The sequence below is a fragment of the Staphylococcus arlettae genome (genome assembly GCF_025560845.1).
Classification (GTDB): Bacteria; Bacillota; Bacilli; order Staphylococcales; family Staphylococcaceae; genus Staphylococcus; species Staphylococcus arlettae.
Genome location: NZ_CP094803.1, coordinates 339,774 through 353,219 on the forward strand (window position 1 = coordinate 339,774; position 13,446 = coordinate 353,219).

At 35.1% G+C, this 13,446-nt stretch carries 11 protein-coding genes; 8 read left to right on the forward strand and 3 right to left on the reverse strand.

The window, feature by feature from the left end; all coding sequences use genetic code 11:
• Nucleotides 1-91 precede the first annotated feature (91 nt).
• The gene (locus tag MUA37_RS01510) at nucleotides 92-553 is read right to left on the reverse strand and encodes a DUF805 domain-containing protein (protein WP_002509875.1); all 462 of its coding nucleotides are present in this window, start codon (nucleotides 551-553) and stop codon (nucleotides 92-94) included.
• A gap of 636 nt (nucleotides 554-1,189) precedes the next feature.
• Between MUA37_RS01510 and MUA37_RS01515 the strand changes: the two genes are divergently transcribed.
• Nucleotides 1,190-2,794, forward strand: coding sequence for a BCCT family transporter (locus MUA37_RS01515; protein WP_142020087.1), 1,605 nt, complete (start codon nucleotides 1,190-1,192; stop codon nucleotides 2,792-2,794).
• A gap of 433 nt (nucleotides 2,795-3,227) precedes the next feature.
• Nucleotides 3,228-4,580 (forward strand): IS1182 family transposase, encoded by a 1,353-nt coding sequence (locus tag MUA37_RS01520; RefSeq protein WP_021459431.1) that lies wholly within the window; start codon nucleotides 3,228-3,230, stop codon nucleotides 4,578-4,580.
• 128 nt (nucleotides 4,581-4,708) lie between these two features.
• On the opposite strand, the gene cudC is transcribed toward MUA37_RS01520, so the two are convergent.
• Nucleotides 4,709-5,266, reverse strand: coding sequence for a choline uptake/conversion transcriptional regulator CudC (gene cudC, locus MUA37_RS01525; RefSeq protein ID WP_002508881.1), 558 nt, complete (start codon nucleotides 5,264-5,266; stop codon nucleotides 4,709-4,711).
• 205 nt (nucleotides 5,267-5,471) lie between these two features.
• On the opposite strand from cudC, the gene betB reads away from it, so the two are divergent.
• Both betB and betA read left to right on the forward strand, forming a co-directional pair.
• On the forward strand, nucleotides 5,472-6,962 hold the full coding sequence (betB, locus tag MUA37_RS01530) for a betaine-aldehyde dehydrogenase (RefSeq protein WP_204176968.1): 1,491 nt from the start codon (nucleotides 5,472-5,474) through the stop codon (nucleotides 6,960-6,962).
• A gap of 38 nt (nucleotides 6,963-7,000) precedes the next feature.
• Entirely contained in the window at nucleotides 7,001-8,686 is a 1,686-nt protein-coding gene (betA, locus tag MUA37_RS01535) for a choline dehydrogenase (protein WP_262624766.1), read from the forward strand.
• A 154-nt stretch (nucleotides 8,687-8,840) separates the two neighbouring features.
• Here betA and MUA37_RS01540 read toward each other — a convergent pair whose 3' ends face one another.
• Nucleotides 8,841-9,707 carry an oxidoreductase gene (locus tag MUA37_RS01540; protein ID WP_021459664.1) on the reverse strand — a complete coding sequence of 289 codons (867 nt, stop codon included), beginning with the start codon at nucleotides 9,705-9,707 and terminating at the stop codon, nucleotides 8,841-8,843.
• Nucleotides 9,708-9,778: 71 nt separating this feature from the next.
• Here MUA37_RS01540 and panB point away from each other — a divergent pair, with 71 nt between their 5' ends.
• The 4 genes from panB to MUA37_RS01560 all read left to right on the forward strand — a co-directional run bounded on the left by panB (nucleotide 9,779) and on the right by MUA37_RS01560 (nucleotide 13,068).
• Nucleotides 9,779-10,588, forward strand: coding sequence for a 3-methyl-2-oxobutanoate hydroxymethyltransferase (gene panB, locus MUA37_RS01545; protein ID WP_002508877.1), 810 nt, complete (start codon nucleotides 9,779-9,781; stop codon nucleotides 10,586-10,588).
• A gap of 4 nt (nucleotides 10,589-10,592) precedes the next feature.
• Entirely contained in the window at nucleotides 10,593-11,447 is an 855-nt protein-coding gene (gene panC, locus MUA37_RS01550) for a pantoate--beta-alanine ligase (protein WP_021459663.1), read from the forward strand.
• Entirely contained in the window at nucleotides 11,447-11,833 is a 387-nt protein-coding gene (gene panD / locus MUA37_RS01555) for an aspartate 1-decarboxylase (RefSeq protein WP_002508875.1), read from the forward strand. The genes panC and panD overlap by 1 nt, the downstream gene beginning before the upstream one ends.
• Before the next feature lie 95 nt (nucleotides 11,834-11,928).
• Nucleotides 11,929-13,068 carry a CapA family protein gene (locus MUA37_RS01560; protein WP_167867803.1) on the forward strand — a complete coding sequence of 380 codons (1,140 nt, stop codon included), beginning with the start codon at nucleotides 11,929-11,931 and terminating at the stop codon, nucleotides 13,066-13,068.
• The last annotated feature ends 378 nt before the right edge of the window (nucleotides 13,069-13,446 follow it).

The window sequence follows — 13,446 nt, forward strand, 5'->3', positions numbered from 1 at the left end:
CATAGGCCTTGTTCCAGCTTTTTTGTATTGTCGGTAATCATAAACTGAATGGTCAACAATGTGACATAATAAAGTTAGAGTTTAAAAATACTTAAAAAATATGATTTACGCGTGGGTTTGAACCGTAATCATTTACCTGCTTATCTCCCGGTAGTAAAGAAAAAATCAATATCAAAATGGATACGACTAAGGAGAAAATACTAATAGGGAAAGTGATGATGATTGCAAACGTCCCTGTTGGTGCAATATAGCTCAGTAACTGCGTATACAGTAATGTAATACCAAACAATGTTGGTAATAACATTGTTCTTCCAGAATCATGTAACCTACGTGTTGACACAGCATAATCTGGAACAAAAAAGATTAAAGCGAGTAGTGTGTTTACTATTGAAATACTTTGTTCAGAAAAGCTTAAAACAGTAGCACAAAAAATATTAATCACAGCTGTAAAAATAACATGATTTAATAATATTGGATACCACAGTGCTTTACGTCTAGAACGCCCCTTAAAGTTTAAAGCATTGCGCCAATATTCAGCATAATAAGTCCACATAACATTCCCTCGTTTCATAGATAAAACAATTTTTATAATATCAATACTACTTAAAACGTGTGCCCTTGACAATAACTATTCACTTATTGAAATAAAAATTATTGAATTTAGCAATTTTTACGAGTAATAAATAATGTTACCAAGCAAAATACGCAATATTTACTTTTCAAAAATAATAAAATACAGTGATAAATAAGGACATATGATATTTTGCAGAAGAAATAAAATCAGCTAGAAAATGAGGTTGATATGTCAAATTGAGTTTATGCAGTGCATGCAAAAAATAGCGTGTATTTTAATTTTTTAAAATGGATATTTATACTATAAAAACGAATAAAAATTCACAATTACACTATCGTAAGATTTGTTCATTTCGTTAAATTCAAATTTAACACTATGATTGTGGCGATTTTTATGAGAAAGAAAAATATGTAATATATATATTTATTCATCGTGAAAGATTCTGAAAACTGTATGCAATTTGCATTATTATATATTTTTAGTTAACCTCATGTTTGTGAATTAAATCTTATGCATTTGTTTTCGCGCTAGCGTAATGAAATGTTTGGAATATGAAAATCAATTTGATTGGGGGACCCATTTTTGGATAAAGAAAAAGAACGTAGAAGTAAGGTTATGGATTGGACAACCTTCATAGGTGCTTTTGCTATTTTATTAATTTGTGTTATTCCTATGATGGTTTTTCCAAAAGCAAGCGAAGTTTTTATTACTCAATTAAATGATATAGTGACTACCAATTTAGGTGTCGCATACATAGTTATCGGTTTGGCAGTATTAATTTTTGTACTGTACATTGCATTTGGTAAGTATGGAAATGTCACTTTGGGTCGTGCGAATGACCGACCTGAGTTTAATACATTTAGTTGGGCAGCAATGTTGTTTTGTGCTGGAATCGCTTCTGATATTTTATATTGGGGATTAATAGAATGGGTTTATTATTTCCAAGTTCCACCGCATGGGGCAAAAGGTAAGTCAGCGGAAGCTTTAGAATATGCCACAATGTATGGCATGTTCCATTGGGGACCAATTGCATGGGCATCATTTGTATTGCCAGCATTAGCTATTGGTTATTTGATTTTTGTGAAAAACAAGCCAGTTTATAAAATTAGTCAAACGATGAGACCAATTTTAAAAGGTCACACGAATGGATTTATTGCTAAAATTATTGACGTATTATTTATACTTGGTTTAGTTGGTGGAACGGCGACGTCATTAGCATTAGGTGTGCCAATGGTTTCAGCCGGTTTGGAAAATCTTTTTGGCGTTGACGGTAATAGTATGATTACCAAAAGTATAGTTTTATTAGGTGTTACTGCTATTTTTGCTTATAGTTCATACTCGGGTTTGAAAAAAGGTATTAAAGTTCTCAGCGATGCCAATGTGATATTAGCATTTGTTTTACTAGCATTTGTACTCATTGTCGGGCCAACATTGTATATTTTAGAAAATACAGTGACAAGTGCCGGTAATATGTTTAAAAACTTTTTCCAAATGGCGACTTGGTTAGAACCAGAAGCGAGTATACCTGGTAATAAAGATACGAAATTCCCTGAGTCATGGACAGTATTCTATTGGGGTTGGTGGTTCGTTTATGCGCCATTTATCGGCTTATTTATTGCTCGTATCTCACGTGGCCGTACACTGAAAGAAGTTGTTTTAGGAACGATAATATATGGCACATTCGGTTGTATGTTGTTCTTTGGTATCTTTGGAAACTATGCAGTATATTTACAAGTTTCAGGTACTTTTGATGTTGTAAGTCATATCAATTCGATGGGACCAGAAGCAACCATAATTTCAATTTTAGATCATTTGCCGTTAGGTAAGGTTGTCATTGTATTATTCTGTATCTCAGCTATTTTATTCTTAGCAACGACATTTGATTCAGGAGCATATATCTTAGCTGCTGCATCACAAAATATGGTTATTGGAGAGCCAATCAAAGCCAATCGTCTATTTTGGGCTTTTGCATTATGTTTACTACCATTTTCATTAATGTTAGTAGGTGGTGAGGAAGCGATGACCGTACTTAAAACGGCCACCGTAGTTTCCAGTGTGCCACTGCTAGTCATATTTGTGATGATGATGTACTCGTTTATTCAAACGTTAAATAAAGATCGATTGAAATTACAACGTCGTGCTGATAAATATAAAGAGATAGAACGTCGTTCATTGCGCATTACGCAAATTGGTGAGAAAAAGCAAGATGATAACTTATAAATAACAGAAGCGCAAAAGTATTAGTTATAGCGCTAAGCTGTCGACAATGTCACTGACCTTGTCGGCAGTTTTTTTGTGCACTTTCTGCGGTCACTGCCTCAGCCTGTAGTCTTCGGCGTGTGCTGTTCCCACAGAAGTCGGCCCCCGGCAATGATGACTAGTATTGAAAAAAGCTTGGTTTGAAGCGCATTTGCAATGCAGTCAGCTACTGCCAATATAACAAAAGACTAGGACAATCAATATTGTCCTAGTCTCAGACTGTCGACAAAGTCTCCGACTTTGTTGGCAGTTTTTTTATGCACGCTTTCCGCGGGCACTGCCTTAGCCTGTAGTCTTCGGCTAGTGATATTCCCGCAGGAGTCGGCATAAATTACTGCCAATATTACACAAAAACATTATAATATATGTAAATTAAACAGTGGTGGTGTTTATTATGTTGAATAAATCAATTGATAAAAGAGATCAATATGAAATGATTTCTATCTCTGAATTAGTCCCTAATAATCATTTATTACGTAAAGTCGATGCGATATTAGATTTAAATTTTGTGTATGAACTTGTCGAAGACAAATATTGCCTTGATAATGGTAGACCATCTATAGATCCTGTTATTTTAGTAAAAATATTACTCATACAAAGGTTGTTTGGCATTAAATCAATGAGACAAACAATTAAAGAAATAGAAACAAATGTAGCTTACCGTTGGTATTTAGGATATAGCTTTTTAGATAAAGTACCTCATTACGGAACTTTTAGTAAGAACTATACACGTCGTTTTCATGATACAGATTTATTTGAACAAATATTTGAGAAAATACTAGAAATAGCTATCAAAAATAACTTAATAGATCACTCATCTTTATTCATTGATTCTACACATATTAAAGCAAATGCAAATAAGAATAAATACATCAAAAAAATTGTAAAAAAAGATACACTTCACTTCCAAGAAGAATTGGATAATGAAATAAATGAACAAAGGCGAGCACAAGGAAAAAAGCCAATAAAAAATAAAAGCAAGGAGGAATATAAAACCAAAAAAGTAAGTACGACTGATCCAGAAGCTGGGTACTACGTTAAAGGTGAACGAGAAAAGCAATTTGCTTATAGTTTACACGCATGTGTAGATAAAAATGGTTATATTATTGATAAGCACGTGACACCTGGTAATATTCACGACAGTACACAACTCAAACCAATGATTGAAAGATTGGAAACCAAGCAGATGTTGCCTATCACATTAGCAATTGATTCAGGTTATAAAACACCTTTTAATGCACACTTTTTGCTTGAAAAAGCAATTGTACCAGCAATGCCATATACGAGACCTAAAGGAAAACCTGGTTTTTTCAGAACAAAAGATTTCATCTACGATGAACATTATGATACTTATATTTGTCCTAATGATGAAACTTTACTATATAAAAGAACAATGCCAACAGGACACAGATTATATGTATCAGATGCTTCAATATGTCGAGACTGTCCACTACTAAATAAATGTACTGAAAGTAAAGATGCCATAAAACAAATTAGAAGACATGTTTGGCAAGATGATTTAGATATAGTTGAAGATTTAAGGTTTGTGGATACAATTAAAAAACAATATAAAATGCGAAGTCAAACAATAGAGAGAAAATTTGGCGATGCAAAAGAACAGCATGGTATGAGATGGACGAGATATAGAGGACATGACAAAGTTTCCATGGATACCACGCTAATTTGTGCTGCCATGAATCTTAAAAAAATCGCAATGTGGCTAATAAAAGGCCCAGTAATGGTCTGAAAGACCACTGCAATTTTGAAAAAAACTATAAAAAAAGAAAATAAATAAACCCTTCGCATTAACTTGCGAAGGGTTTGTCCACGTTCTGAGACTAGGACAATCAATATTGTCCTAGTCTCTTGTCTACGTTATTTAATTTCTTTTTGTTCTGGAATTGGGAAATATTCAAAAATTTCACCTGATTCAATAGCGTCACTTAAATTTGCCAGCCATTCATAGTAAGGTAACGTGTCGATAAGTTGCTGTTTAATTGTTTCAGCTTCTGTTTTAGTATCAGCGTCAACCTGTTCATCATTGATGAGCTTATCTAAAAGTTCAACCGCCTCATAAACACCGTCTCTATTAATTTCAATCTCTCGATTCCATTTATGAGGGAAGAAGTTACTGAAGAAATTGAAAAAGTTTTTTTCTGCAATAAAGTGTTGCTTTCTACTACCACGCGTAAATTTTTGTTTCACGATATCGTATTCTTGTAAACGTTTGACACCGGCACTCATACTAGGTTTACTCATTTGAAGTTGTTGACGCATTTCGTCTAAAGTCATGCTTTCTTCAAATAACATCGTGCCATACAAATTTCCGACGCTCCGATTAATACCATACAAGTCCATAGTTGCACCGATTGCATTGATAACAATATCTTTAGCTTGGTCTACTAACACTTCAGGTTGTTCTTTATTCACCATAAGGTGCACCTCCAAATCCATTCATAATATTATTAATAAAATAAGACGCGTTGATACCAATATTACCATAATACTACATGATATTTTGATGTATAGCGTCGATTTTAATAATTAAATGCGTTTGACACACTTTCAATTACTATGCTAACATAAGTTTGTAAAATTCGTTAAATAAAAATTTAACAAAGTTAACGGAGGTATTTTGATGGAACTTGTAAACAATTTATCTCGTCGTCAATATATTGATGGTGAGTGGGTAGATAGTGCAAATAATGAAACACGTAAAATTATCAATCCATATAATCAAGAAACAATTATAGAAGTTGCAGAAGGCACAGCCGAAGATGCTGAACGCGCAATTTTGGCAGCGAGAGAATCGGTTGAATTAGGTGAATGGACTCAAGAAACAAGTGAAGTCAGAGCACAGAAAGTAAGAGCAATTGCAGATGCAATCAAAGCGAATAAAGAAGAATTAGCAAGACTAGAAACATTAGATACTGGTAAGACTTTGGAAGAATCATATGCTGATATGGACGATATCCATAATGTCTTTATGTATTTTGCAGGTTTAGGCGATAAAGACGGAGGTGAATTAATCGATTCACCAATTCCAAACTCAACAAGTAAAGTTGTAAAAGAGCCTGTAGGAGTGGTGACACAAATTACACCATGGAATTATCCTTTATTACAAGCTTCATGGAAAATTGCACCAGCATTAGTAGCTGGTTGTTCCTTAGTTATGAAGCCAAGTGAAATTACGCCTTTAACAACGATTCGAGTATTCGAATTAATGGAAGAAATAGGTTTCCCTAAAGGGGTTATCAACTTAGTCTTAGGTAAAGGATCTGAAGTAGGAGAACCGTTATCTTCTCATCCAGAAGTAGACTTAGTTTCTTTCACAGGTGGAATTCAAACTGGTAAACACATTATGAAGCAAGCAGCGGACCATGTGACAAATATCGCCCTAGAATTAGGTGGTAAAAACCCTAACGTCATCTTTGACGATGCTGATTTTGATTTAGCAGTGGATCAAGCTTTAAATGGTGGTTATTTCCACGCAGGACAAGTATGTTCCGCAGGTTCTAGAATTATTGTGCATAACGATATCAAAGATAAATTTGAAGCAGCACTAATCGAACGTGTAAAAAATATCAAATTAGGTAATGGCTTTGATGAAACAACAGAAATGGGACCAGTCATTTCTGCAGAACATAGAACGAAAATTGAAAACTACATGGAAATTGCAAAAGACGAGAACGCAACGATTGCGATTGGTGGTAAACGTCCAGAGCGTGAAGATTTACAAGACGGTTTCTTCTTTGAACCAACTGTAATCACGAACTGTGATACATCAATGCGCATCGTGCAAGAAGAAGTCTTTGGCCCTGTAGTGACAATTGAAGGTTTTGATACAGAAGCAGAAGCGATCCAATTAGCTAATGATTCTATTTATGGCTTAGCTGGTGGCGTCTTTACGAATGATGTAGGTAAAGCAGAACGCGTTGCTAGTAAGTTGAAAATGGGTACGGTATGGATTAATGATTTCCATCCATATTTTGCACAAGCACCTTGGGGTGGCTACAAACAATCAGGTATTGGTAGAGAGTTAGGTAAAGCAGGACTAGCAGAATATCAAGAAGAAAAACATATATTACGTAATACAAATCCAGAACCAGTGAATTGGTTTGGTAAATAAGCACACAATTAAGACAAACTTAGGAGGTTTTTACACACATGAAACAATCTTATGATTATATAATTATTGGTGGCGGTAGTGCTGGATCAGTACTAGGCGCACGTTTAAGTGAAGATAAATCGAAAAATGTATTAGTGTTAGAAGCAGGACGTAGTGACTATTTTTGGGATTTATTAATTCAAATGCCAGCAGCGTTAATGTATCCAGCAGGTAATAAACTATATGACTGGATTTATGAAACAAATGCAGAACCATTTATGGATGGTCGTAAAGTAGGACATGCCCGAGGTAAAGTGTTAGGCGGTTCAAGTTCTATTAACGGTATGATTTATCAACGCGGTAATCCACTTGATTATGAAAAGTGGGCAGAACCAGAAGGTATGGAAGGCTGGGACTTTGCACACGTCTTACCATATTTCAAACGATTAGAAAATACATTTGGTGCAACAAAAGACGATCAATATCGTGGTCATCATGGTCCGATAAAATTAAGACGTGGACCAGCAGATAACCCATTATTCCAATCATTTTTCGACGCTGGTGTAGAAGCGGGCTATAATAAGACACCAGATGTGAATGGTTACCGTCAAGAAGGTTTTGGACCTTTCGATAGTAACGTAAGTAATGGCCGTCGTGTGTCAGCTTCAAGAGCATACTTACACCCTGCAATGCGTCGTAAAAACTTAGATGTGTTAACACGTGCATTTGTTACGAAAATTAACTTTGAAAGTAATAATAAAGTTTCTGGCGTTACCTTTAAACGTAATGGCAAAGAACAAACGATAAATGCAAAAGAAGTTATTTTATCAGGTGGTGCCATCAATACACCACAATTATTACAATTATCTGGAATTGGTGATGCAGAGTTCTTAAAATCTATGGATATTGAACCTCGTATTGATTTACCAGGTGTAGGCGAAAACTTTGAAGACCATTTAGAAGTTTACGTACAACATAAGAGTAAGGAACCAATTTCATTACAACCAAGTTTAAATAAACTAAAAATGCCTTGGATTGGTATGCAATGGTTATTTGCACGTAAAGGTGCAGCAGCATCTAACCACTTTGAAGGTGGCGGTTTTGTACGTTCGAATGACGAAGTAGATTATCCAAACTTAATGTTCCACTTCTTACCAATAGCTGTAAGATATGATGGTCAAAAAGCACCAGTTGCACACGGCTATCAAGTACACGTAGGACCAATGTACTCTAACTCACGTGGACATTTAAAAATTAAGTCAAAAGATCCATTTGAAAAACCAGAATTTATCTTTAATTACCTATCAACAGAAGAAGATAAGCGTGAATGGGTAGAAGCAATTCAAGTTGCGCGTAACATTTTAAATCAATCAGCTATGGATAAATATAATGGTGGTGAAATTTCACCTGGGCCAGAAGTACAAACACCAGAAGAAATTATTGACTGGGTTAAACGTGATGGTGAAACAGCATTACACCCTTCATGTAGTGCGAAGATGGGCCCAGCATCAGATCCAATGTCAGTAGTTGATCCTGAGACAATGAAAGTACATGGTATGGAAAACTTACGTGTTGTGGACGCATCAGCCATGCCACGTACAACAAATGGTAATATCCATGCGCCAGTATTGATGATGGCAGAAAAAGCAGCAGATATTATTCGTGGCAAAGAATTATTAGCACCTGAGTATATTGATTATTATCAACATGGTGTAAGTGATAAAGATGCAGGAACTATTAAATAATAGCGCCAAAACTATAAAAATAATTGTACAGTAAAAAGAACTTGGAACGTGAATAATGTTCCAAGTTCTTTTTTGTATGTCTATAGAAATGGTTGGATTCGAACCCATTTTTATAAGTGACAATGTAAATTGTTAATATAAATAGTTTTATGTTTTATAACTTAACATGTTGTTGATAGGTATGAAGTAATTTATAAGTTGTACGAATTGTAGGTATTGCTAAATTGTGTTTAATTCCCTTATGAAAGATAAAACCTTGTATGGCTTCTACTTCTATAGGACGTGAGTGTAAATAGTCATAATACATACTTGTACCCATTTCATCAGGATAACCATTATAAATAGAAAAGATGTCATCAACAATAGTTTGAGGTAACTGAATGCCTTCAGCTTTAGCAACTTGTACACCTTCAAGTAATAAGTCACGACATAATTGTTTAGCCTCTTCAGTTTGTAATACTTTGGCAGGTGTTTGTGTTAACGCAGTAACTGTATTAATACCCAAATTAACAAGCAATTTATACCAAATTTTAGTAGTGATATCGTCTTCTAAAACTAAAGTGAGTTGTGTATGTTGAAGTTGTCGTGCAAGTGCTTGTGTATGTGAATCTTTTTGAATATGAAGTATTTCATCTCGATAGTGCAACACGTTATCGTGCTGCTTTTGGCCACTAATATAGACTACTGCTTGATAGATATGCGGTAGCTGTAAACTATCTGTATTGACGTAACCATTTTGCGCTAAAATTACAAGTGTATTAGAGGAGCAAATCCGTTGTATATGAGGCATTACAGAATCTAATTGATACGTTTTGACAGCAACAAATACAACATCAACCTTACCTTTAGCTTCGGTTAATGGTGTGACATTTAGCGGTTGTGCTACATTATTATCTCCCGGGTAATAATTGATCGTCTTATGTTGACGTCCTAATAAACTTACAGTAGAAAAAGATTTTTTGAGTTCATAAGCGATAGTACAACCTACAGCACCTGGTCCAATTACAGCAAATTTTGTCATATCTTACTACTTCCTTTTTGGGTATGATTTTTATATACTATTGCTAATATTATAACAAATGGGGTTAAATGATGGTTAAAACTATAAGTGATTTATTAACAATGAAACAAAATAAGGAAAAGATATCTATGCTCACTGCCTATGACTATCCAAGTGCCAAACAAGTAGAAGCAGCGCATATTGATACGATATTAGTCGGTGATTCTTTAGGTATGACAGTGCTTGGTTATGACAGTACAGTTCAAGTTACTTTAGACGATATGATACATCATAGTAAAGCTGTGAAGCGAGGCGCACCGAATACGTTTATCGTTGTTGATATGCCTTTTGGGACGGTGGGCAGTAATCCAGACCAAGATATAGCTAATGCAGTTCGTTTATATCAACAAAGTGGGGCACATGCGATTAAAGCTGAAGGTGCACATATTGAATCATTTATTATACGTTGTAAAGCATTAGGCATCCCAGTCGTACCCCATCTTGGGTTAACACCACAAAGTGTCGGTATTATGGGTTATAAAATGCAAGGTGCTTCGACTGAAGCAGCACAACAGTTAGTAGCTGATGCACAACGCATGGAACAAGCTGGCGCAATTATGCTTGTGTTAGAAGCTGTGCCTAGTGACTTAGCACGTAAAATTAGTAAGACTTTGACTATTCCGGTGATCGGTATTGGTGCAGGTGTTGGTACAGATGGGCAAGTATTGGTCTATCACGATGTTTTAAATTATGGTGTAGACCGACATGCTAAATTCGTCAAACAATATGGTGATTTTGCTATAGGTGTTGAAGCATTGCAACAATACCATACAGAAGTGAAAAAGCATGAATTTCCATCAGTTGAACATACGTACAAAAAGAAAGTTTGGGACGAGGAGTAGAACAATGACACAAGTTATTTCAAATATTCAAGAGATGCAATCGTTAATGCTACAATTAAGAAAATCAAATAAATCTATAGGTTTTGTACCTACAATGGGTGCACTACATGATGGTCATTTAACCATGATGCAACAATCTGTGAGAGAGCAAGATATCACTGTTGCGAGTGTATTTGTAAATCCTTTACAGTTTGGGCCTGATGAAGATTTTGATGCATATCCAAGGCAAATTGAACAAGATGTCAGTTTAGTAGAGACTGTAGGTGTGGATTATGTGTTTTATCCATCAGTTGATGATATGTATCCAGCTGAATTAGGTGTAGCGTTAAAAGTAGGTAGACTTGCTACAGTGTTAGAAGGTGCACAACGACCAGGTCATTTTGATGGTGTCGTTACAGTGGTAAATAAATTATTTAATATTATTCAACCAGATGTTGCTTACTTCGGCAAAAAAGATGCCCAACAATTAGCTATTGTTGAAAAAATGGTAGCAGACTTTAATCATAATATTCGTATTGTAGGTGTTGATATTATTAGGGAAGCAGATGGTTTAGCTAAAAGTTCACGCAATATTTATCTTACTACTCAAGAACGTGAAGAAGCAGTACATTTATACAAAAGTTTGTGCTATGCTAAGCAATTATATGATGAAGGTGAACGTCGCAGTGACGTGCTCATAAAAGGTGTGACACAATGTTTGACCTCTCATACGAGTGGTAATGTAGAAGAAGTTGCTGTATACAGTTATCCAGAATTAAAGGAACAAAAGTACATATCAGGACGTATTTTTATTTCTTTAGCAGTGAAATTTTCTACAGCACGCTTGATCGATAATATTATAATAGGAGAGGTATCTTAATGATTAGAACAATGATGAATGCTAAAATTCACAGAGCCAGAGTGACAGAATCTAATTTGAATTATGTAGGCAGCATTACGATTGATAAAGATATACTAGAAGCTGTGGATATTTTACCTAATGAAAAAGTAGCGATTGTAAATAATAATAACGGTGCGCGTTTTGAAACGTATGTTATTGAAGGTGAACGAGGTAGTGGCAAGATTTGTTTGAATGGTGCTGCGTCACGTTTGGTTGAAGTGGATGATGTTGTAATTATTATGACCTATGTTGCTCTGAATGAAGAAGAACTCCAGTCACATGTTCCTAAAGTAGCTGTGATGAATGAATATAATCAAATAACTCAAATGTTGCATGAAAAAGAGAGTCAAACGATTCTAGAATAATATAATAAAAGTAATCATATTAAACAAACTTATGTTTTTATGATTACTTTTTTTAATTCATTATTATAATCACACATATATAAGGGGATAATAAAATGAAGAAATATAGACTAACGTTCAGTTTAGTGATTATTTTATTTTTGTGTGTTGGTTATACAACGTTAAATGAACTGAAATATTTGGACAAACATACCTCTGTTGTGGCAGTAGGTGACAACTTAATCCATCCTGTAGTTTATAATGATGCGCGTCAACAAGATGGTACGTTTGATTTTAGTGAAATGTATAAACCAGTAGAACAGTATATTCAATCAGCAGATATAGCGTATATTAATCAAGAATCTCCTATGGGTGGAGATGATAAAGCATTTTCAGGTTTTAAACGTTTTAATACACCAAGCCAGTTAGCACAAAATGTAGTAGCAAGTGGTTTTAATCTTATTAATGGGGCTAATAATCATGCTTTAGATCAAGGAGTAGCTGGATTGGAACATCAAATTGATTTATGGAAGCGTCATCGTACAATGTACACTGGTACATTTAAGTCGTCCGAAGATCGTAATAATATTCCAATTAAAAAAGTTAAAGGTATTAAAGTTGCTATGCTGAGTTATACATATGGTACGAATGGTCTAAAGCGTAAAGCGCCTTATCATATTAATTATTTCGATGAAGCGGTGATTAAACGTGATATTGCTAAAGCGCGTAAATTAAGTGATGTAATTATTGTATCCGCGCATTGGGGCAAAGAAGGCAAAAGTAAGCCTAGTAACAAGCAACGGTATTATGCACAATTGTTTGCAGATGAAGGTGTTGATGTTGTTTTAGGTATGCATCCTCACGTTATACAACCAATGGAATGGGTTGAAGGAAAGCATGGTCAGCGTACTTTGGTAGCCTATTCACTGGGAAATTTTCTTAATGGCCAAGAAACAGGTGACGAGAAAAATATCCTTGGTGGAAGTGTGAATTTTGATATTAACAAAAGTCCTAAAGGGGTGTCGATTGAGGATGTACGGTGGAAATCATTAGTCATTCATAATGAAATTGTAGACCCTGGCAATAGCGATAGCAGATATAATTTTGCTGTATATCCGTTACATCGATATCCAACTAAGTTAGCAGATAAACATTCTGTACAGTTTAAAGAAGATAGTGATATGTCTGTAGCGCATTTACAACAACATACACGTTCGATTATAGATGAACAGTTTTTAACTCCAACAAGTTATTGACAGTATAAAGGTGAGCGAGAGGTGTCTAGGAATCATTTCAGTGGATGTAGTGAAAACCGATTTTGTTAGCAGTTTTTGTGCACGCTTTCCGCGGGCACTGCTTCAACCTGTAGTCTTCAGCTAGTGCTATTCCCGCAGGAGTCGGCTCAAATTACTGCTAATATATAGAAAAATCTTTTGGAGTACTAATGTTTAAGGTCTGTTTACTGACAATAAAACAAGAGGATACAGACAAAGTTTTCGGTTTTATTGGCAGATTTTTTGTACAGACTTCCGTAGGCGTTGCCTTAGGCTAGTGTCTTTGGCTAGTGGGCTTTCTTCTGTAATTGGCCAAAAAACTTTCAATATTAAACGAACCTTAGGTGAGAGTAGCCTAAG